At 44.8% G+C, this 22,680-nt stretch carries 15 protein-coding genes; 1 reads left to right on the forward strand and 14 read right to left on the reverse strand.

The window, feature by feature from the left end:
- Nucleotides 1–158 precede the first annotated feature (158 nt).
- Nucleotides 159–3,479 carry an Rne/Rng family ribonuclease gene (locus tag HXT47_RS05885; RefSeq protein WP_410294731.1) on the reverse strand — a complete coding sequence of 1,107 codons (3,321 nt, stop codon included), beginning with the start codon at nt 3,477–3,479 and terminating at the stop codon, nt 159–161.
- Between the two features lie 370 nt (nt 3,480–3,849).
- Here HXT47_RS05885 and HXT47_RS05890 point away from each other — a divergent pair, with 370 nt between their 5' ends.
- A complete protein-coding gene (locus HXT47_RS05890) occupies nt 3,850–4,791 on the forward strand; it encodes an AEC family transporter (protein ID WP_004106240.1) in 942 nt (313 codons plus the stop codon).
- A 221-nt stretch (nt 4,792–5,012) separates the two neighbouring features.
- Here HXT47_RS05890 and HXT47_RS05895 read toward each other — a convergent pair whose 3' ends face one another.
- The 13 genes from HXT47_RS05895 to HXT47_RS05955 form a co-directional block, all read right to left on the reverse strand.
- A complete protein-coding gene (locus HXT47_RS05895) occupies nt 5,013–6,452 on the reverse strand; it encodes a Maf family nucleotide pyrophosphatase (RefSeq protein ID WP_421789031.1) in 1,440 nt (479 codons plus the stop codon).
- A gap of 33 nt (nt 6,453–6,485) precedes the next feature.
- The gene (gene thrB / locus HXT47_RS05900) at nt 6,486–7,562 is read right to left on the reverse strand and encodes a homoserine kinase (protein ID WP_116442848.1); all 1,077 of its coding nucleotides are present in this window, start codon (nt 7,560–7,562) and stop codon (nt 6,486–6,488) included.
- A gap of 18 nt (nt 7,563–7,580) precedes the next feature.
- Nucleotides 7,581–8,954 carry a homoserine dehydrogenase gene (locus HXT47_RS05905; RefSeq protein ID WP_116442849.1) on the reverse strand — a complete coding sequence of 458 codons (1,374 nt, stop codon included), beginning with the start codon at nt 8,952–8,954 and terminating at the stop codon, nt 7,581–7,583.
- 61 nt (nt 8,955–9,015) lie between these two features.
- Nucleotides 9,016–10,008, reverse strand: a complete 993-nt coding sequence (locus HXT47_RS05910) for a CPBP family intramembrane glutamic endopeptidase (protein WP_004118563.1) — start codon at nt 10,006–10,008, stop codon at nt 9,016–9,018.
- Nucleotides 10,009–10,109: 101 nt separating this feature from the next.
- The gene (locus tag HXT47_RS05915) at nt 10,110–11,252 is read right to left on the reverse strand and encodes a D-alanine--D-alanine ligase family protein (protein ID WP_116442850.1); all 1,143 of its coding nucleotides are present in this window, start codon (nt 11,250–11,252) and stop codon (nt 10,110–10,112) included.
- A gap of 72 nt (nt 11,253–11,324) precedes the next feature.
- The gene (locus HXT47_RS05920; protein WP_004106227.1) at nt 11,325–12,320 is read right to left on the reverse strand and encodes an NAD(P)H-dependent glycerol-3-phosphate dehydrogenase; all 996 of its coding nucleotides are present in this window, start codon (nt 12,318–12,320) and stop codon (nt 11,325–11,327) included.
- A 141-nt stretch (nt 12,321–12,461) separates the two neighbouring features.
- Nucleotides 12,462–13,346 carry a lysophospholipid acyltransferase family protein gene (locus HXT47_RS05925; RefSeq protein WP_064340516.1) on the reverse strand — a complete coding sequence of 295 codons (885 nt, stop codon included), beginning with the start codon at nt 13,344–13,346 and terminating at the stop codon, nt 12,462–12,464.
- A gap of 20 nt (nt 13,347–13,366) precedes the next feature.
- Nucleotides 13,367–14,230, reverse strand: a complete 864-nt coding sequence (locus HXT47_RS05930) for an anchored repeat-type ABC transporter permease subunit (protein ID WP_064340515.1) — start codon at nt 14,228–14,230, stop codon at nt 13,367–13,369.
- Entirely contained in the window at nt 14,230–15,018 is a 789-nt protein-coding gene (locus HXT47_RS05935) for an anchored repeat-type ABC transporter ATP-binding subunit (protein WP_162720539.1), read from the reverse strand. The genes HXT47_RS05930 and HXT47_RS05935 overlap by 1 nt, the downstream gene beginning before the upstream one ends.
- Before the next feature lie 20 nt (nt 15,019–15,038).
- The gene (locus tag HXT47_RS05940; protein ID WP_217428718.1) at nt 15,039–16,784 is read right to left on the reverse strand and encodes an anchored repeat ABC transporter, substrate-binding protein; all 1,746 of its coding nucleotides are present in this window, start codon (nt 16,782–16,784) and stop codon (nt 15,039–15,041) included.
- A 51-nt stretch (nt 16,785–16,835) separates the two neighbouring features.
- A complete protein-coding gene (locus tag HXT47_RS05945; protein WP_112928816.1) occupies nt 16,836–19,031 on the reverse strand; it encodes a choice-of-anchor M domain-containing protein in 2,196 nt (731 codons plus the stop codon).
- 13 nt (nt 19,032–19,044) lie between these two features.
- Nucleotides 19,045–20,247 (reverse strand): choice-of-anchor M domain-containing protein, encoded by a 1,203-nt coding sequence (locus HXT47_RS05950; protein ID WP_112928886.1) that lies wholly within the window; start codon nt 20,245–20,247, stop codon nt 19,045–19,047.
- Nucleotides 20,248–20,281: 34 nt separating this feature from the next.
- Nucleotides 20,282–22,600: a choice-of-anchor M domain-containing protein gene (locus HXT47_RS05955; protein WP_112928817.1), complete on the reverse strand. Its 2,319-nt coding sequence runs from the start codon at nt 22,598–22,600 to the stop codon at nt 20,282–20,284.
- Nucleotides 22,601–22,680: the final 80 nt, after the last annotated feature.

The following is a 22,680-nucleotide window of genomic DNA, read 5'->3' on the forward strand; positions in this document are numbered from 1 at the left end:
CAATTGAAAGCTTACTTTTGCCTTGCGCACAGCAAAACGCGCGCGGCAAGACACCGACTATCAAAAATACACCTACCCATGTACTAACGTCAAGTCGCTAGATTCATGAGTCAATGCAGACAATATTCAATATTGTACTCAAGGCATATACTTAGTCACTATTCAGAGGCGCAATCATCATTTTCTGTAGTTTCTTGCGTAGTTTCCTGCGTAGCATCTTGCATAGGTTCTTGCGTAGTATCTTGCGCAGGTTCTTGCGTAGGTTGCTCCGCAGTATACTCAGCAATCTCTTGCGTAGTATCCTCTAAATTATTTTCAACTAATTCTTCAGAAGTTTTATCAGCTTCACTAGTTTCCGCAACTTCACTAGTTTCAGCAGTTTCGCCAGCATCCGCAGTTTCGCCAGTTTCATCCGCCTTAGAAGATATAGACTCTTTGTCAGAATTCAAAAAATTGCTATACTGCGTTTCTTCTTCAGATTTATGAGCTGCGTCAGTAATTACAGATGCGGCAGCTATACGCGCTAACTTAGCTCTCACTTCCGCGCTAGAACCCTGCTGCTTAACAGGAGCAGGCTGTTCCGTTGCGCTTCCGTGACCATACTTGTTTGTTTTAACAAAAGGATCTCCGCCCTTAAGCGCGTAAGGATCCGCATATTCCGAAGAAACAGTAGGCTCATCGTGCAAAATAAATCCACGTCCCTTGCACGTTGGACACTCTTCAGAGAACGCTTCAACTAAGCCTTGGCCAACGCGTTTACGCGTCATTTGCACAAGACCAAGAGACGTAACTTCAGCAACCTGATGCTTCGTGCGATCCCTAGCCAAGCATTCCAAAAGCCTACGCAAAACCAAATCGCGGTTCGCTGGCATAACCATATCCACATAATCAATCATGACCATGCCACCAATATCGCGCAAACGAAGCTGGCGCGCAATCTCTTCAGAAGCCTCCAAATTACAACGAGTAACCGTTTCTTCCAAAGACTTACCACGCCCAATAAATCGTCCAGTATTCACATCGATCGTAGTCATTGCTTCCGTACGATCAATCACAATAGAGCCGCCAGCTGGCAAATAAACCTGACGCTCCATGCCCTTACGAAGCTGACTATCAATCTGCCACTTATCGAAAACGTCTTTGCCTTCATGCTCAGCAGGATCCCAATATTCAACCTTGCTGCGCAAATCTGGAGCCATCATCTCAAGATATTCATCAATTCGCTGACGCACTCCCTCGCCTTCCACAATAAGCTTTTGGAAGTCATCGTTGAAAATATCGCGCACAACACGAATTGCCACATCAGGCTCACCCTGTAACAACTTAGGACGCTTTCCATGCAAGTATTCTTCGCGCTTAGCTTCAATGCGCTCCCACTGCTTAACGAGCGAATCTAAATCTTTTTCAATCGACTCCTCGCTTGCACCGTCAGCAGCAGTACGAATAATAACACCCATATCTTTTGGCGCAATCTTCGACACAATAGCGCGCAAACGCGAGCGCTCTCGATCTGAAAGCTTGCGGCTTACACCTGTCATACCGCCAGATGGCACAAGCACTAAGAAACGCCCTGCAAGAGTTACTTGCGAAGTCAATCGAGCACCCTTATGTCCAATTGGATCCTTAGTAACCTGCACAAGCACAGGATCGCCAGACTTAAACGCAAGCTCAATCCTACGAGGCTGACCTTCAAGACGAGCCATATCCCAATTAACTTCGCCTGCATAAAGCACGCCATTTCGAGCCTGACCAATATCCACAAACGCAGCTTCCATGCTTGGAAGCACGTTTTGAATGCGCCCAAGATAAATATTTCCAACAGTAGCAACTTCTTGAATATCAGAAACATAATGTTCTACAAGAATATTGTCTTCAATAACGGAAATTTGCGTATGACGATCGCGCTCACGAACAACCATTAATCGTTCAACATTTTCACGACGAGCAAGGAAATCTTGCTCCATAAGAAGGTTTTGACGGCTACGCTCACGCCTATTATCTCTACGGCGTTGGCGCTTTGCTTCAAGTCGCGTAGAGCCTTCAATATCCGTAATTTCGTCTATATACTGCTGCTTGCGCGAGCGGCGAGAAGTCAAGTCGTCTTCGTTTGCATTAGTGTAGTCGGATGACTCTTCCTGAGAAGGTGCGGAATTCGTGTCATCGGAGGATTTAGAACGGCGGCGGCGACGGCGGCGCGTATAAAGAGTTTCTTCCTCATCTTGCTCACGAAGTTCTTCTGGATCTGGAATTAAATCGCGATCTTCTTGAGAGACTTCATCTAGACTTGTGCGTTTTGTGCGAGAATTCACGTCATCGTCAAGATCATTTGAAATATCAATGTCTAAATCGCGACTTCCGTTGCGGCTTTCATTTCGATCAGTGCGAGAGCTACGACGGCGACGACGGCGACGCGTAATCATTATTTCATCGTCATCGTTGCCATTATTCGCATTATAATCGTCGTTTGTACCTCTGTTATCGCCTTCGTCACTGCTATTGCGGCTATCTCTGCTATTGCTACCGCCTCTGCTGTCTACTGCACCGTTTTCATTTCGAGCGTCATCATCATTAGAGATGTTATTCGACATATTGCGACGATTAGAACGCCTATTCGAAGTATTTTCTGCAGATAAAATATCGCTAACATCAAGAGTTTCATCGATGCGCGTATCAATGGGAGCATAAACAATATTGTCGTATGCAAGATCCTCTTCAATTTGCTCAACTTCAGCTGCAGCACGTCGCTCAACAGCATTCAATCTGCGAGAACGGCGAGAACGCTGGCTTTTGCGAGTTTTTTCGTCGCGATCATCTTGCGAATCCTGAAAATTCTTAGCGTACTCAGAATCTTGAGAATACATAGAATGACTTGTTTCACGCGATGTTTCACGACTATTCCCTCTGCCACTATCACGCTTTATTTCGCTTGAATTCTCGCGTCTTTCAGAACGAGACTTGCGTTCGCTACTATCACGACTATCACGAGAATCACGGCTATTGCGTCCACCGCGCCTTCCGCGAGAAATATCACGTAAATCATCGCGCAAATCATCATTCAAGCCATCACGCGAGTTGTCACGCAAGTCATTACGCGAACTGCTGCTTTCCTCGCTACGATCGTTCACTACCTTAGGAAGAACTGGCTCCTGGAATAGGAGCGAAGTTATTGGGCGCGATTTAACAACATGCGGCTCAGAATTCTTCGCACTAGAATCCTCAACTTTTAGTTCCATTGCTTCTCCAGCCGCACCGGCACCACGAGTAACTCGTCGACCGCGACGGCGACGCGTAACGCCAGAGCTTTGCTGCAAAGTATCACCGGCAGCCATATTACTTTCCGCAAAATCTGTAGATTGCATTATTCCGGACATTTCCGCAGAAGTAGCGGTTTTAGACACAGTTCTACTATTTTCAGCTTCAGATTCATTGAAGCGTTCTCTTATTATTCTGGGCACTATGCTCCTCACGAGACGCTGCATCGCCTCGCATCCCTGGCTTTAAGTTAAGCACGCACGTGCGCGAGCCACCCCAAAGCTCTCTACAAAGTCTAGCTGCGCGACAGCGGACGCCAGCCTCGGAAAACGCTCACGAGGGGATCGACGCCATCGATTGCCTGGCGGCTTGCAGTGCCACCGCTCTCTAGTATGCCATATTGCCGAGTCAAATATATGACTCGTTGAATATTAAAATTTGCATCGCTGTTTTTAAGCCAATTAGCAGTTACTAAAAATTCCAATAATTTCAAACTTATCCATAGCGCACATAAAAGTTGCGTATCTCTCCTATAGTTACAGCATAGGTTCGCACGCATGCAATTTGCGTGCGATTAACGAATTTTGGAGGCAAGAAATGGGCTTAATCAGCGCAATGCAAGGCTTTTGCGTAATTGGCATTGTTATTGCTGCAGGCTACGTTACTGCTCGCATGCGCGTTGGCGGTTCACAGGCTCAAATGGTCCTAAATCGCGTAAGTTTTTTCGTTTCCAGCCCTTGCTTAATGTTTGCAATACTTTCTAAAGAGCCTATTTTTGAGATTTTTCACTCTTCGATTTTTGTTGCATTCTTTTCTGCGATGATTGTTGGAGTTGCGTTCGTTCTGCTTAATCGCTTTTGCTTCCATCTTCCTGCAGCTGACTGCACTATAGGTGCTCTCAATTCTCTTTATTTAAATTCCAACAATATTGGCTTGCCGGTTGCGACTTATATTTTGGGAAATCCTGCGCTTGTTGCTCCGATTTTAGTTATGCAACAGGCTGTATTTACTCCTGTTGGTTTGACTGTTCTCGACATTACAACTACTGGAAAATGTTCTCTCAAGCGCATTGCACAGCAGCCTTTAAAACAACCACTTTTAATTGGTTCGCTTGGGGGAATTATTATTTCTGCAATTTCCGCAAAAGTTGGCTACTTCCCTGTTCCTAATTTTCTTTACGATCCAATTAAGATGATTGGCGATTCTGCAGTTCCAATGATTTTAATGGCTTTTGGAATGTCGCTTTACGGCAGCAAGCCTTTGCAAAAAGATTCTAATCGAGCTGCTATTGCCACGGTTGCTGTGTTAAAAAATCTTATTATGCCTGCAATTGCGTTTTTGCTAGCTTATTTTGTGATGGGTTTCCGCGGGGCGACTTTGTATGCGTGCGTTGTGTTAGCTGCTCTTCCAACTGGTCAAAACGTTTACAATTATGCTGCGCGCTACAACGTCGGCTTAAGTTTTGCGCGCGACGGCATACTGTTTTCTACTGTCACTAGCCCAATTTGCATAGCCGTAATTGCCGCAATTTTGGGATGATTTCGTGCGCAGTTTATGCCGCCTACGCGCGCAATGCTGCGCTCAGGCAGGTCGGAGCGCACACAAAACACAACCCAGTTTCTAAAACCCAACCACACAAACCTGCCCTGCCTTCGTCAATCGAGACGAAGGCAGACCTCGCTTGCGTTGAAAGCACACCGCGCTTTCAACCCTAAGCAAGATCGGCGCTCCGAGTTGCTTTCGCGCGCGCTGTGCTGCGCTCAAGCATGTCGGAGCGCTAACTCATCAAGGCGCGCACGGAAAGACGGCCAATCCGTGCGCATTGCCGTAAGCAACTTCAGCTTAGGCACGTCGTCAATTGGCACCCACTTAATTTCCATACTCTCGTCGTCGTGCGCGCAAGGATCCACACTATGCCCCGGCTTTTCAAACGCAAAAACCGTTGTATAACACCAGTTTCCGTGATCCTCGCGGTAAGCTCCAACAACTTCAATATCTCCCGAAGTAATATTTGCTTCCTCGAAAGACTCACGCAATGCGCCCTCAATCGCGCTTTCTCCATCGGAAATTGCGCCACCAGGGATGCCCCAAGTGCCACCTTCAGCGCTCCAAAGCGCGCGATGTTGCATCACAACGTGCGTCACGCGACCAGTTTCGGCATCTCGCCTAGCAAGCAGAACTCCAGCAGCACCGTTATGACCCCAATGCCTGCGACCACAATCGCAATGCACCCAGCCATCTCCCGGCTGATGCACATTTTCTTTAGGCACTTCCGTGGAAGTCGGATCATTCTTTTCGCCAGTTTCTTCCAAGCTTTCCTTATTCCACAAATCCGGCCAAGCATATCCAAGCTCTGAAACCATTTGTCTCAGCAGCGGCAAGCTGATTCCAAGAACACCGTGAGGATCTCCATTAATGCTTTCAATAAAAGCTCCGCCAAAACCTTCTAGTGTAAAGGATCCTGCAACTTCTAGAGGTTCACCAGTTGCTACATACGCGCGAATTTCCGCGTCACTCATTTGCGCAAAAATTACGCTTGCATGACTTGTTTTGCAAATAGTTTTGCCGGTTTTTGCGTCGATTAAGCAGTGGCCAGTCCACAATTGTCCTGTTTTTCCGCTCATCTGCTTGATTCTCTCAAATGCCACTTCAGGAGTATGCGGCTTTCCGTAGCACTCACCATCGAGTAAGAACATGGAATCGCAGCCAACAATCAGCACACCGCTACAATCATGAGAAGATTTATTTCTATATGCAAAATCGTGAATATCGAAAGTTTTTGTAGGAACAGTAACGCCTGAAAAATCGCGAGTTTGCGCCGTATCTACGTTATGCGTTACGTCTGATTGCGAATCGCTTGCTAAAGCATTACCAGCAGATTTCGCAGTTTCTGCAAGTTCAGAAGATTCAGTTTCAGCTTCCAGCGGATACCCCACAACTAAATCGCCACTAGCCGAAGCAGCCGTATCCGCCACACGTTTCCACGCATGGTACACAGCTTGAGCTTTTGCGCGAGCCAAAATAGAAACTCGCTGCTCAGCACTCAACTGCTCAACGCTTGCACCTCGATCACTAGCGGCATCACGCAAAGCCGCCGGCTCATCCACTTCGCTTACGTGAATTACCGGAATCACGCCAGCCGCCGCCAAAACCGCTCTACGCGAAGGAGACTGCGAGGCTAAAATCAACGAAACTGTCATACCTTACCCTTCCCTTTTACAACTTCACACAACTTATTCGCGAGTTATTGCAACGCCAGTAGAATCAACAGGCACGTGCAAAACGCGCCAGCCCGTACGCGAAAGCCACGGCTCGGCAATTGCGTCGATTTTTTGAGCTGCACTCTTGTTATACTCGGCATCTCCTGCATAAAATACAGCAACGCACGATCCTGCTCCCGAAATCGCTGCAGCAAAACCATGCTCGCGCAACGTTTCCACTAGCTTCCACGAATCTTTCATAAGATTTGCACGATACGTTTGATGAAGAGCATCTTGAGTTGCTGCAAAAAGTAGCGCATTTCGCGAAATATCAGATTTTACTGTGCATAATTTATTTTCAGAATCGCTATTTAACTCACCAAAAGCAACCGGAAGCATTGCAGCTCGCGACACGTTAAATATTGCGTCACCATACGGCACTTTTGCCGGAAGCGCGCGCCTAGCAAGCTCTGTAGAAAGCTCGAAATCAGGAACGAATACCGACACAGAAATATCTTGCGAAACTTTGTATCGCACAGTATGAAAACCGGTAGAAAGCGGAGCTTCGCAATCTCCAGCCACGCGCACAGAACCTTTGCCTTCCCCAGCATCAAGCTTCCAGCTCATCGTCAAACCGCCAAAAACTGCAGGAGCAACATTGTCTGGATGACCTTCAATTGCGGCCGCGATTTCGAAAATTGCTTCACGATTAAGCTCACCTTCGTGCGCAAAAGCCCAAGCAGCAGCAACAGCAGCAACAATCGCTTCTGCAGAAGAGCCCATACCGCGCGCTTGCGGAATCCGATTATGCGCTTCTAACGTAAATCGCAAGTTTGGCAGACCAAATATTTTGCAAGCTTTGCGAAAAGTCGCTACAACTAGATGCGTTTCATCTTTTGGAAGCGTATCCTCGCCTTCGCCGTGAATAATTACGCGCACGTTTCCAGCATAATCGAGCGAATCAAGCGAATTTTTAGAACGATTATCATCCAGAGTAAAAACTAAAGAATCCGCATAATCAAGCGCAATACCGGCTGCATCAAACCCAGAACCAAGATTTGCGCTAGTTGCTGGCACGCGCACGGAAACACTGTTACATACTGGCTTCATACGATCACCTGCAGCTTTTCACTTTATAACGCGCAAAACTAGCGGCTTTTCGCACACAACGTCCAACTTCTGCAAATCCTCGCAAATAGCTTGAACCTCAGCTTCCGAACATTCGCTCACAAGCACGCGCACACTGCCAGGTCCACCAAGACCGCACTGTGGACAATCCGAATCACCTTCAGTCTGCGCATACTGCGCTTCACAAGCCGAAGCCAAACGCTCAGCTGCAACGCCATGATCTGCAAAAACATCCATAACTTCGCTGCACAAAGCCAAAGAAGTATCTTCCATATTGCAACGAATCACAAAATCTGCTCTGGTCTGCTCGCTAGAAGCCGGCACATACTTGTTGTACATTGGCACGCCAAAACCTGCGCATCCACGCACAAGATTTCGAGCAGCACTAACAACATCTCCAACAACAGCACTTGCAGTTGGAGCGCCGCCGGCACCGCGTCCGTAGAACATCAAATCATCTGCAGCCTGCGCCTTCACAAATACAGCATTAAAACTGCCATGAACCGATGCCAAAGGATGCTCCGCGCCAACAAGCGCCGGATACACACTAACGCTTACGCCGCCATCTGAGTTTGATTCGCCGTCGCAATGCCTTTCAACTGCTGCAAGTAGCTTAATTACACGCTTTTCCGCGCTCGCTGCAGCAATATCTTCAGAGTCAATCGCGCTAATTCCTTCAACAGAAACATCGTCAATACTTACCGGCATTTGGAATGCGAGAGTTGCAAGAATCGCAGCTTTATTTGCAGCATCGAAACCTTCAACATCTCCGGTTGGATCAGCCTCAGCATAACCCTTTTCTTGAGCTGCGCGTAAAGCCGAGTCAAAATCAAGTCCGCGCACAGTCATTTCGTCAAGAATATAGTTGGTAGTTCCGTTTACGATTCCAAAAATTTGCGTAATTTCGTCGCCAATAAGTGACTCTCGAAGCGGTCGAACAATAGGAATCGCTCCTGCTACAGCCGCCTCAAAGTACAAGTCAACTCCGTGACTTTCTGCACACTCGTATAATTCCGGACCAAACTTCGCAAGCAACGCTTTATTTGCAGTAACAACAGATTTTCCGTGGCATAACGCACTTTTTACAAAAGTATGAGCCGGCTCAAGTCCGCCAATAAGCTCGATTACAATATCAACGTCTTCGCGGGCGCACAAAGAGGCAGCGTCTGTAGTTAGCAAATCACGCTTAATCCAAGAAACGTCAACTTCTTCCGGATGCAGGCACGCAACTCCTGCAAGCTCAATATTTGCGCCAATTCTAGCCGCAAGTTCATCACTCTGCTCAACTATAAGTCGCGCTGTTTGCGAACCGACTGTTCCTGCACCAAGCAATCCAACGCGAATAGTTTTATTGGCTAATTTTTTGCTTAACATATAACTCGCCTCCTTAAGTCATGAATTTTGAATTTTTGTTTTTCGTTACGAAAAATAGCAGTTACGAAAAAAGCATCATCACATTAAGAATCACAGAAATAATCAAAAACGCAATTACACCTACGGTTCCATAAAGTGATTTCAAATTATTTTCCTTAGGCAATTCCAAAGGCGCATCAAAGAAAACTAAATATCGACGACTACGAGCAAGTAACACTATTCCAACTACAAGCACTGCAAACACAAATATGCTATATAATCCAGCTAGCACAAATCCAGAAGGCAAATCCATTAACTCTTTATTTGATAATTTGTCAATTTCTATAACATTCCCGTTTGCATCTGTCATCTGTTTTAGTAACCATAAAGCAACAACGCTTCCTTGGAAGTTCACAATCATGTGAAGAAATATGCTGTAACGCAATTTAGAAGTTCGCACGTACATGTACCCGAGAATAAGCCCAAGCCCGAAAGCGTAGAAAAATTGGAATATATTCATGTGGAATAATGCAAAAGCTAAAGCAGAGAACACAATTGCTTTCTTTTCGCCATACACACGCAATCGAGAAAGTATTTGCTTTCTAAAAAACCATTCTTCCATAATAGGAGCAAGAATCACTACGAACACAAACGTTTCCCACATATTTCCAGACACAATAGTCTCTGAAATGCGATTTTCTGCTTTACCGTCTGTAATAATTGAAGCTAATGTTGTACCAATTAAGTTTCCTCCATACATAACTGGCACACTAACTGCGTAGAATCCCAAAAATTGACGCAAAGACATAGAAAATTCACGCGACGCAAGAGTTGGTACTGCTCGCATAATCAGCATTGCAATAGGAAGCGCTATTAAATATTGCGCAATGTCAGACACTAATATTGTTGCAATAGATTTTTCTAAAAATTCTTTAGGCAAAAAATACGGAAAGCACATACCTAATGCATATGCAGCAGCAATCCACACAACCATGAACATGCATAATGACATTCCAATAGTTCCCTGCCGCTTTCGCGCCAACAAATATGTGTCGTCATGTTGTATCTCTTGCATACTCATTCCTTTTGTTATTCTTTACGCTTTATTGTGATTTTTCGCTTTTTATTTGACGTGTGCTACGTTTGCGCTGCTTGCGCTACTCGCACTATTCACACTTACTTAAGCACACCCTCAATAAGCTTCGTAATTAAATCGCCATAGCTTATTCCGGTTGCTTCCCAAGCTTTTGGATACATGGAGATTGGCGTAAACCCAGGCATTGTGTTGATTTCGTTGATCATCACATGACCTTCAGGAGTCACGAACGAATCAACACGGCTTAATCCTCTACCGTCTGCTGCTTTGAATGCTGCGAGCGCTGTTTTACGCACGAGCTCCAAAGTTTCCGCAGGAAGATCTGCTGGAACTTCCACGTGCGAAGCCGCGGAATCCATGTATTTGCTGTCAAAATCGTAGAACTGATCTTCGCCAGCCTGACGCTTGTCTAACACAATTTCACCTGGCAAGCTTACTTTCGGCTCCTCGCCATCGCGAGCTGCAAGAACCGCACACTCGATTTCGCGCGCGTTAATTCCTTGCTCTACTAGCACTCGCCAATCGTGCTTCGAAGCTTCAAAAACGGCTTGTGCTAAAGCCTCAGCATCATGCGATTCCACTTTTGTTACGCCAAAACTAGATCCTGCACGACTTGGTTTTACAAAAAGCGGATACTCGAGTTTTGCTGCCTCAACTTGCGCAAGCATTTCGTTTGCGTACGCAGCAAAACGATTCGTCGAGTCACTTGCAAATTTTCTAGCATCCAACGCAATTCCTGGAGCGACATCAATTCCGGCAGCCTTAAACAGCTGCTTTGCGTAGTATTTATCCATGCATGCAGCCGAAGCCAACACTCCGCAACCGACGTACGGCACTTGCATCATTTCTAGCAAGCCTTGCAAAGTGCCATCTTCACCGTTTGGACCATGAAGAACTGGGAAAACAGCGTCAATATGACCTAAACTTTCAAGCGTGTCGTCCGCTTTTCGCACCAAGAATCCGTCTGCACCCTTTGCAGGGTCAAGCACAACATCACGCGTTCCAGCGGTTTTTGTGATTACTGGCAACTCGCCTTCTTCCATGCGGAAGTTACGAGGATCTTCACCACCAACAATCCATTCGCCTTGTTTTGTGATTGCGATCCGCACAATGTCAAAACGATTTTCGTCTACAGCACTGAGCACTCCAGCAGCAGATATGCAAGAAATCGAATGTTCGTCTGCCTTACCGCCATACAAGAACACTACACGCTTTTTCGTCATTTTTTTCCTTTATATATTTTTGAATTATTCTAATTATTTTGGATTAGTTTTGATTATTTTCGCAAACGCTACTTACTCTTCGCAAACGTCGTCGTCGAAAAGCATTGCGAGCATTTCTTGGCAGGAAATTCCTTCTTCAAGCACGCGAGCCATTGCACTTGCAAGCGGAGTTGCAACACCCAAACGCTTGCCCATTGCAACTACTGCACTTGTGGTTGGCACGCCTTCTGCAACACCATTGCTTACGGCAGTTGCTTCTTCAACGCTCATGCCTTTTCCAAGATTTGCACCGAAAGTATAGTTGCGGCTTAGAGGAGATCCACAAGTTGCAACTAAATCACCAAAGCCAGCAAGACCTGCAAAAGTGCGCGAATCTGCGCCTTCTGCTACGCCCAATGCCGTCAATTCTGCCAAACCGCGCGTTTCAATCATAGCCGCCGTGTTTTCGCCATATCCTGCGCCTCGAGCCATACCAACTGCGAGCGCAACCACGTTTTTAAGCGAGCCACACATTTCTACGCCGATTACGTCTGTTGACACAAATGCTTTAAAGTAGCTGTTTGAGCATGCTTTTGCAACTACTTCTGCCTGAGATTTTTCTGCGCAAGCAACTACTGCTGCAGCCGGGTGGCGAGATGCAACTTCCTTGCTCAAGTTTGGTCCGGAAAGTGCAGCAAAACGGTTACGCGGCAAGTTCAAAGCTTCGCACACAACTTCATCCATACGTTTGCCGGTTGTGCGCTCAATGCCTTTCATAAGCGAAACAACGATCGCATTTTGTGGAATCAAACCCACAAAACCTTCCAACGCAACGCGAGCAAACTGTGCCGCAATCGCCACGACTACAATATCCGCATTCGCAACAGCCTCTGCTCGATCCCCAGTTGCAGTCATGTTTTCTGGAAGTTTTTCTACGCTAGGCAGACGCACGCCATTATGATGATGATCGCGAATTCCTTCAACAATTTCCGGCTCTATTGCCCACATTGTCACTTGATTTCCTGCATCCGCAAGTACTTGTCCAAACGCAGTTCCCCAAGCACCAGCACCCAACACCGTAACGTTCATGTTTTACGTCCTGCCTTTCGGTTGTGAGTTTTATAAGCTACTGTATAGCTATTTATTTGTAATCACACTATTACATAATTCTACACATGCCGCTTTACGGGATTTTTAAAAGATACTTTATTTTATTCTTCTGTATATTTTTTATTCTTCCGTAACGCGTTTCATCTGCCTGTAATCGAAGTAACCTGCAGGAGATTTTTCTCCACGAATTTCTTCCATGATCTGCGTCATACGCACACGCACGCGACGAGCCAACTCTTCAGCAGATTCAAGAGGAGGTAGCTCTCCCCAATTTTCACTCCCCTTTAGCAAGTCAGCATAATCGAGTTGGGTATCGTAGCACATTACAACATTTTTCTTTGGCCACGGCCACCAATGGTTAATGCTTGCCGCACCCCATGTAACCGCGCAAAATAGCGGAATCTGATGTCCGAGTCTGCGCGATGCTTCGAGAGCAATTATACCAATTCCGGGCTTCATGCTCATAGGCCATTTTTTAGGATCGCGCGTAACTGTTCCTTCAGGCCATACACTTAAAGGTCTGCCATTGGTGAGGATTTTAATAGATTCTTCTTCTATTTCTCGCGCTTTTCCGCTTCTGCGAGGAACAGGCTGCATGCCTACAAGTTGGAACCATTTGCCTAAGATTGGCCAGTGAGCGAGTTCCGCTTTTGCCATGTAGCGCGGACGACGACCTTGGTGGAATAGTGCAGTCATAGGTATGAAAACGTCAAACATCGTCACGTGTGTGCAAGCTGTAATAAACACGCCTTCTTCTGGCACGTTTTCCAATCCCCACGCCTTTACTTTGCAGCGCGAACGCAATACGCGCGACGTTCCTTCGAGCAGTCTTTCGGCGGCTTTAGGATTTTGCGCGTCAATTTCTACCTGATTTGGCTTGCGTTTTCCTGTCGGATAGTAATACGTTGGGTCAACTAAATTGTGTTTACTTGCTAAAAGCTTTACTTGCTCATCACTGAGTGGTTTTACTGCACTTCTTGGCGAAGGTTTTCCTTTTGATACCATGCTTTCTATTGTGCAGCATGCTATAAACCTACGCTGCGACCTACTTTTGCAATCAACCCATGTTTAGGAGAGCACGCCCAAGCGAGCACAAAGAGAGCGGTTGCTACGAGCACAATTGTTCCGCCCGTTGCTGTATCAAAGCTCCACGAAATATACATTCCAACAATCGAAGAAACGCAACCAATAACAGGAGCTAAAACCATCATCCTAGATAGCCGATCAGTAAGCAGTCGCGCAGTTGCAGCAGGAGTCACAAGCAGAGCAAGCACAAGCACGTTTCCAATAATTTGCACGGAAACAACTACAGCGATAGCCACTAACACGTACAACATTCCATCTAGCCATGCAACCGGCAATCCCATTGCGCGCGAAGTTTCTCGATCCATCGATACGCAAACAAGCTCTTTGTGGAACATGCATAATATAGCCAAAATAATCAAACCAGTAATAGCAACAACAGCAATATCTGAATCAGGAATACCTGTAATCGAGCCAAACAAGAAGGATTCTAAGGATCCAGCGTAGCCAGATGCTTTAGAAATAATCACAATTCCAAGAGCAAAAGCAGATACGAAAAATACGCCAATAAATGAGTCTTCGCGAAGCCTACGGTTTTGGCTAAAAATAGATACGATTAGCGCGGTTGCAACTCCTGCGAGTGCTCCTCCAAATAGCAGATTTCCTTGCAATACGAAGGCTATAGCAAGTCCTGGGAATACTGAGTGAGCTACAGCATCTCCAATAAACGCCATTCCTCTAAGCACTACATAGCATCCAACTACACCGCAAATTACGCTAGAAAGGCACGCTACAATAAGCGCTTTTAGCAAAAACCAAAGGTCAGGATTTGTTAAATCTTGTATAAATTCTATTGGAGATAACATTACTCTTTTACCACACTTTCCTTACCAATTACGCGCTCAACTGCTTTAATAAGCGGATTTTGCGGAGCTACGTGGAAGGTTCGTACCCACTGTTCTGTTTGCAAATGTTGCGGATCGTCGTCACCCACAATAGTGCCATCAAATAGCATTATTCTCGAGCATGAGTTAATTGAGCCAATAATATCGTGCGAACTCATGAGAATTGCTTCACCAGAAGCAGACAATTTTAAGAACAAATCGGTAAGCAGCTCCTGAGTAGGCATATCGAGTCCAGTAAACGGTTCGTCTAGCAAAAGCAAACGCGGCTCTCCAGCCAATGCTCTCGCAACAAGCACGCGTTGCCGCTGGCCTCCAGAAAGTTCTCCAATCGTGCGATCTTGGAAATCAGCCATTCCTGTGCGCTCAAGCGAGTTTAATGCAATCTCGTAATCTTCTTTTTTAGCGCGGCGAACGTAACCAATATGACGAATCCTACCCATCATCACTACATCTAAAACAGAAAGTGGGAAATCCCACGCAATATCGTGACGTTGTGGCACATACCCAACGTAAGATACGCGAGAATTAAGTTTTGCACCTTCCATATGAGGAGCACGCACTTCGAGTTTTCCAGTATGTGGAATCAAACCCATAATTGCACGAAATAGCGTTGTTTTACCGGCACCGTTTGCGCCAAGTAATCCCACAAATTCGCCACTATTAATGGTAAAAGAAACGTCTTTTACAACAGTGCGATTCCCGTACGAAATATTCAAGTTTTTTGCGCAAATTACTGCATTTTCTTCCATATTTACTACCTTTAACACTTTCACTTCAAACATTTCGCTAAAGAATCCGCGTTAGCTCGCATCATATCCGCGTAAGTTCGCACATTTGCGTCGAAAGCGTCACCATAAATTGGGCAAACTTTCACATGCGCTTCAGACGCAAGCTCTTTAAGCACAGACGAGCGAGAAATTAAATTCGGCTCTAAAAACACTGCAGGGATTTCCAAGTCGCGCAAAATTTGCGAAAGTCTGCGCCTATCTTGCACGCTTGGCTCGCTTGAAGGGTTGATTGTTACAAATCCCGCAATATTTACGCCATAAGCTTTACCTAAGTATGCAAAAGCGTCATGCGTTGTAACCAAGTTGCGACGCTCTTTTGGAATTGACGCCACTTTTTGCCTCATATACGCGTCTACATCTAATAGCTTGTTAATGTATCGGTCCGCATTTGCGCGATATTTGCGAGCATTTTTAGGATCGACTTCACACAAGCGGTCAGCTATTGTGCGCACATAAGCAATTCCGTTTTTCACTGACTGCCATAAATGCGGATCAATATCTCCGTGAACATGTTTTCCAAGAACAGCTTGTGGAAGTTGATAGATTTTCTGCCGTGCAAATCCAAGGAATCTATAGCCTTGTTCAGCTGGAATTTCTTTTAAAGCATTAGTCGGCACTTCTACTACTACATCTCGCGGCTCATAATACACGCGCTTTGGCGCAACCGACCGCTTTTCTTGCAAAGTGTCAACTCTGTACAAAAATCCGCGTTTAGCTAAATCGTAAGCCAAATCTGCATGGCCTTGATTCAAAACTACACTAGCTCCACGCTTTTTCGCTAATTTCTGCGCGTTAATGCCAACAGCAAAACGCATAGTTGCGTTTCCTAAACTTGCAACCCTCTCGTTTTGAGCATTGAGCATATCTGCGTGAAAACCGAGAGTGTATTCTCCTGGCTTACTAAAAGCCCAACTTAAATGCGTGTGCGCGTCCGCAGGCAAATCCACATGATCTTCATCGTTAATTCCGTTTGCTGAATTAACGTAAGTTTCTACACTTCCAAAAGTGCCAGTAAGGTAAGCGAAAAGCGAACCAGGACCAGTTACTTTAGTTGCAGTTAAGCGGATCCTGTCCGAACGCTTCATGTTGTATGCTTTTGGCTTTATTACAGTAGCGCGTCCTTCTTTCGTTACAGTGGAAGGCGCGTTTGATTGCGAAGACTGAGAAACTTGAGAAGACTGCGAAGATTGCGAAGACTGCAACTTATCAGATTTCTTTTGAGATTTCTCTTCAGATTTTTGCTGCTCTTTAGCATCTTTAGCTTCTTCAACCAGCTGCGAAGTTTGGCGTTCTGTAGCAAGACCAAGCCAAATAGTGTCCAACGACACATCTTCGACCATTGGAATAATATCCGCCGCATGTTTCACGCTTTCTTCAGCAAGTTGCACATTCGGCACGCCTTTTCGCAAATTCGCATCTAAAGCAGTAATAACACCATGCTCCTCAAGCATCATGTAATTACTAAAAGCCACGTCCGCATACACAACATCTCTGATTGAACGCAATCGCGGCTCGTAAGAGTGCGGATCTGCATTATCAGGTACGATTGAACTCACATTTGCAGCATCCCCTGCTACATTCGCCACCATATCACGCAAAACGCCTGTAGTTGTAACTACATTAATGCGACCATCGCGATGTCCTGCACGATTCCCATTAGCACTACCACAAGCAGAAAGCGGCAAAATAAGCGCGACGACTGCAATTGCACCAATCGAAGAAAACAAAGTTTGCTTTACTCTTCTGGGCCTATGAATCACCCTTACACACTCCTACTACTAATAGCGCAACAGCCAGTTGAAGTTAATAAGTCCGCGATTGTAGAGATACCAAATCCCTGCACCCAAAACGCCAAGCACAGCAATAATTCCACCAGCAAGAAGCGAATAAGCAAGTAAAGGATTTCGCTTAAATAATCCTGTTACACCTTTTGCTTCAGACTTCACAACATCGTCATTATCGTTCAACTTCTGTCGGTACAAACTTTTAGCAAGCCTCTTGTTACTAATTTTTGAAACAAGACCTTTATGCTTTTTAGCTTTTCTTGGCAATTGTTTTCCAGAGTGTGAATTATTTGATCCAAAACCACGACCACCAACAAAAGAATTTCCGCCACCGACAAAACCGATTCCACGGCTGCCATGATTGCCGCCAGAATGAGGCAAATTAGCAGGTTTTGCTGGATTATGAGGTGCAGAAGGTCCACCTTTTTTGCTTTTGGTGTCCTTTTCTTCATTGTTTTCAACACCGCCAGCAGAGCCCATTGGCGTTTCTTGTGGATCTACACCAACAGCAACGTGAATATTGCGAGTTACTGTAGAATTTCCGTCAGAAGCTTGGAATTGCAATGTGTAATATCCAGGTTTGTCGAAATCCCAATTCGCATGAGCATGCGTATTTGCAGGTATTGTATAATCTGTTGCTCCTTGAGTGGAGAAAATCTCTTGATCTCCGCCGCCCAAACCTCCAAACATCCAAACGCGTACGTTTCCAGGACCTTCAACTCCTGTTAGGCTCAATTGAGTTGGCTTATGAGGATTCATAGACTGATTATTCCAACCCATCCATGGCACACCATCAATTTGTGTTTGCGGTATACGATACACGCCGTTAGTTTTACCAGCATCACCAACTGCGAATACAACTGTATCCGGGTCTCTAAAGACGTGGCTTCCTGTCACATCTTCTTGCACAGCCATATCAACTTTATTTGAATCGCCAGTATATACAGCAATATCAACATGACCGTGGTCTATAACGAGTTTGTCACCCTTGATGTCTTTGAACTTTGTCGAAGTAGATTGCTGACTTTGAGAATCTTGCTTTCCGCTTTTCGCGTTATGTTCCCCATGAATAAGACCACCGTTATTACTTCCAAAAAGTCCTCTATTACTTCCAAGAAGTCCTTGTTGTTGCATTTTTGCTCCAGGCCATGGAGTCACATACACAGTGTTGTTGTTACCGTTAATGAAGAAAGATCCGTTACTTTGTTGCACATTAATACTGTGATCCTCACTTTGAGAATCGTCATTATCATCTGAATCTTCTTCGTCATCTTCACCATCTTCATCACCATCAAAAGATGCGCCATCATAATCAGCAAAATCCCCAGCTGTTACATCATGATTAGTGACGTGGAATGTATAGACTTGCTCAGAACTTTGCTCCTCGTCACCAACGGTAGTAGTAGCCTTCATTTTTAACTTGTACACACCAGGACGGTTAAAAGACCAATACATGTGAGAATGCTTGCCACCAGTCTCAGTGATGTCAACATCTTTCGGCCATCCGTCAACAGAACCAAGCATTTTCTCATAATCGTCACCGCTGCGAGTATACATAAAAACTTCGCCGTTGTGGGGTGCTTCGATACCAGTTAATGACAGTTTGACTGTTGGGTTAACTTTTGTAGAACCAGCTCCCTCATATAACGGTCTAGTATCTAAACCAGGCCATAATGCACCAGTATTTCCAGCTCCAGATTGATCAAAGAACCAGACTACACCTTCGCGAGTTGTTGCGTAGATTTCTTTTATTATCGGATCATTCTCATCTTTGGAAAGCTGCATGATATTTTTAGAACCAACTTCAAAAATAAGTCGATTCGTATCGTAACGAGTGCCATCATGATCTTCACTTTCAAACGCATCTCCCAAGGTGCCTAATACTATGCGCTTGCTTGCACTATCAAAGAAAGTTGCAAAAACATCAGCATGACCTTTATACGCGTGACACATTACAGCTTTACTATCAGCCGCAGGTTGTGAAGCAGTTTTATCTAAGCGAGCAGCCGTACACGCTTTAAAATTAGCTTGCTTTATTGCGTCAAAATCTTTAGAAGATTTCTTTCCGCTTACAACAGTTGCGTCACTGCCATTGTCAGCAAAAGCTGCGGGAGTTCCCATCATCATGCCACACAAGCACACGCCCACCAACAAAGCGCGAGATAGTTTCTTTATACTATTACGAACCATTTTCGTCACACCATTATTTCCACTGGGTACCATCAGATTGCATATTGTCTGATTGAGAATATTGAGAATTATTAATTGGTGACATCACTGTCGTTTCTTGATCACGCACTAGATTTGACAAAGTACTGTCGCCATTTGCATTATTCACAAAATTTGCATTATTTGCATACTGTTGATTAGCTTGTGCAGAAACTTGCTTAGCAAGCGCAAGATTTCGTGCTTTCTTGCTTTTAGCTACAACTATTAGCACAAAAATCACAATAATTACGGCAATAATAGCCACAAAAATACCTACAATTTGAAGAACTAAAGCTGTATCATCACTTTTTTCAGATACTTTGTGAGAATGCTTATGCTGGTTGCGAAGGAGTTTGTGATGATTGTTAGTTTCATCTTTTGTGGATTCATCGTTGTCTTCTTCATCTTGATCCTCTTCGTCGCCTTCGCTGCCACTTGCTCCAGCAGCAGCGCCCGCACCTAAAGCAGCATTAGGATCGGTATTATCTCCAACTGCAAAATTAAGAACACGCGTATCGCTTACAGCGCGTCCGTTTTTAAGCTTTCCTGAAAAAGTAAGCTTCACATGATAAATTCCAGGCTTAGAAAACACCCAATTCACGTGAGTATGAGCGTTAGTTTCAATCCAGCTGTTTTGCGGATAACCTTTAGTACTATCCCAAAGCTGCTGTGGATTGTTATTGCCATTTTCTAAGTAAACATGCAATTTGCCTGGACCACTTACTCCTTCAAGCGAAAGGTTTGCACCACGATCGAGCTCGTTAAGCACGCCACCTTCCTGCGTATTCCAACCAAGCCACGGCACATCAGGATTCTGAGTTTGTGGAATAACATACAGCTTCGTTCCAGGCTTTTCGCCAATAAAACTGTAGGCAGCGTCATCAGGCATAGGAATTATTGAATTGCCACCTAATTTAAATACCACATTTTCTGGGTCTCGCCACACTGGTTCATCACCAGTATCATCGCGAATCTTCAATTTCCATTTGCCGTCGATTAGCGTTGGTCCAAAATCAGCATGACCTGCTTGAATCATAACTGGCTGATTGCCTTCAGTGGCATAAGCAGTTTCTTGCATTGGATTTGGTGCACATAAAGATGCAACCAAAGTTACTAAAGAAAATATGAGCGCAAGCAACGCAGTAGAATATGCATGCTTTCGTTTTACTTGCAATGTTTCATTTTGTTTGTAATTCATCATTTAAACTTTCTAGTAATAATACGAATACTATTTACAACAATTTCAATCTAGGACGTACCAAAGCACCGCATGCACCAGTTATTGTGCATAAGCCGACGCTCGCACCTGAAGCTGCAACCGCAACCCACTTAGTCGAGGAACTATCACCTTTTGTATCATCTGAATCATCTTCATACGCTTCATCAGATTCTTCGTTGTATTGCCTTGCACCTTGCAAAGCATGGTGTTCAGTATTCTTAACAAAATCAGAGTTATTGACAGAACTATTTTTGGACTTATTACCAGAATTATTATCTGTTCTTACGAAATTACGAATAGTCTGTCCACTTTTCTTAGAACTCTTGTTCTTAGTATGAGTTCCGCCAGAAGTTCGTCGCGATGAATTATGTAACGATGTTCCGCTTGAATTTTCTGTTCTTGTAAAAGAACTAGAACCAGAACTAGCACCACTTTGCGTATTATTTTTAGAATTATTCTTACGATTAGTGCGGTTAGTCTTATTGCGATTCTTCTTTGTGCGCTTGAATTTTCTGTTGGATTTCTTAAAGAAATTAGATTCGAATTGGAATCCACCATTAGAGCTAGATCCGAATAGTCCAGAATTTGCAGCACCGCCGAATACGCCTTTCAAAAAGTTCTTTCCACCAGCGAAATGCTTAGTCTTATTTTTGCGCTTATTATGACGCTTCTCATGGTGCTTTTTCCCGTGAGGGTTCTCATCATCTTCAGAATCAGAACCACTTTGATCATCATCGCCATCATGGTTATGAGAGTGAGGAACACCTTTCATCTCAATAACATAATCGCAAAACTCATCAAACATTTTATTACGGTAAAGTTCACCGTTCTTTAAAACTAAGGAAGGACGAATCGTTGCACCTTGCATTGACGCATCAAGTTTTAGCTCCAACTTGCTGCTTGCAGCACCCGGAATGCGCTTAAATTCGCTTTCTCCTTCCTTTTTCATCAACCAAACATAATCTTTGACAATGGAAGTTACTGGACTTGTCGGATCGTCAATTGGCGCACCGGTAACACCGTCGGTTGCAACATGAGGGTTAAGCAATACTGTTTTCGCGTGTAAAGTATCCCCTGGTTTGAAACGCTTATAAGGAGCAATTGCTTTTACTACAGGATGTCCGTCGGCACCGTGATCTTCAACGGCGATGGTTGCAGACGCAGTATCTTTGCCAACTTGCGTTTCACCTTCAGTTGCGTGAGCATACACTTTCATCTTGTTCATTGCAGGCTCAGCCGGAAGCTGCAATCTCTCAGCAAAAAGAGTGGTTCCATACGCGTCAGGACCTTCGTCAGCACGCACATATCTCCACTCAATACGAGCACCCTTTGGTTTGTTAACTACTTTTAAGTCTAAACCACCATAACCTTCGTATGAATGATAATGCGGATGAGGCCCGGAATCACGAATATTGCCGATGCGCATATCGCCGCCATCGTCTTTATCTGTGTCTTTATGATCTTTGGAAGCTTCGTGCGCTTCTTCATCATCGTCAGGATTAATAAAATCACCGCGACGGTGCAAATCAAGCGTTTCCGTAATGCCAGAAGCAGGTACTTCGCCTGAATATGTATCTTCTACTTCAAAAGTGTATTCTGCAGGTTCGGTTGTGATCTGCTTCTTAGTGTTCTTATTTGTAATAGTTGCTGCTACTTTTAGCTTGTAAACGCCAGGCTGCGTAAATCCCCAGTTTGCATGCACGTGGCCAGCAGTATGTTGGTGAATTACGCCAGGTAGCATAAATCGACTGCCATCAGTATCAGGTTCGTCGTCTAAATCATTCTCTTCAAATGATAATTTCTTCGAATTTTTTCCAATGCCATCGGTAGTCCAAAGCAGAATGCGCCCGTTCATTGGTCCAGTAACTTGCTGAATTGCAATATCTGCTGTTGCATCATCTGCGTGAGATGCGCCAACTAAAGATGCAGCATAACCTGTGTCCCAACCCGGGAAAAGAGGGTTCCCTTTTTGATTTCCGGAACTATCGAGATAGTAGTATTCAGTAGCGAGAGCAGGAAGTTGCGATTTTGTAGTGTACGTGCTTTTAGCTACGCGCAAAGTAGTGTTTTCAGGCTTTAAGAAAGTAGCAGCGTCTTTTTCGACGGCCATAATGAATTTACCATTGTATTGAATTGGGTAAAACACGTCTGTATGGCCGTGATTTAGCACTTCCTTTTTTGTAGGATCGTATTTTTCAGCAGGATTACCATTTTCTAATGCAACTGCCGGTAAAGCTGCACTAAATCCTGATGCGAGCACGGCAATGGCAAGTATTGCAACACTTGCCATTGCAAAAGCACGTTTCACAATATTCCTAATGACCTGAGTCATAATTACTATTTCGCTCTCTACACTTCATCTTCTTATCGTTATATGCGCTCTTCTTTTCGCAAATAATTATGGAAGATTTT

The sequence above is a fragment of the Gardnerella sp. DNF01205 genome (genome assembly GCF_049244135.1).
GTDB lineage: Bacteria > Actinomycetota > Actinomycetes > Actinomycetales > Bifidobacteriaceae > Bifidobacterium > Bifidobacterium leopoldii.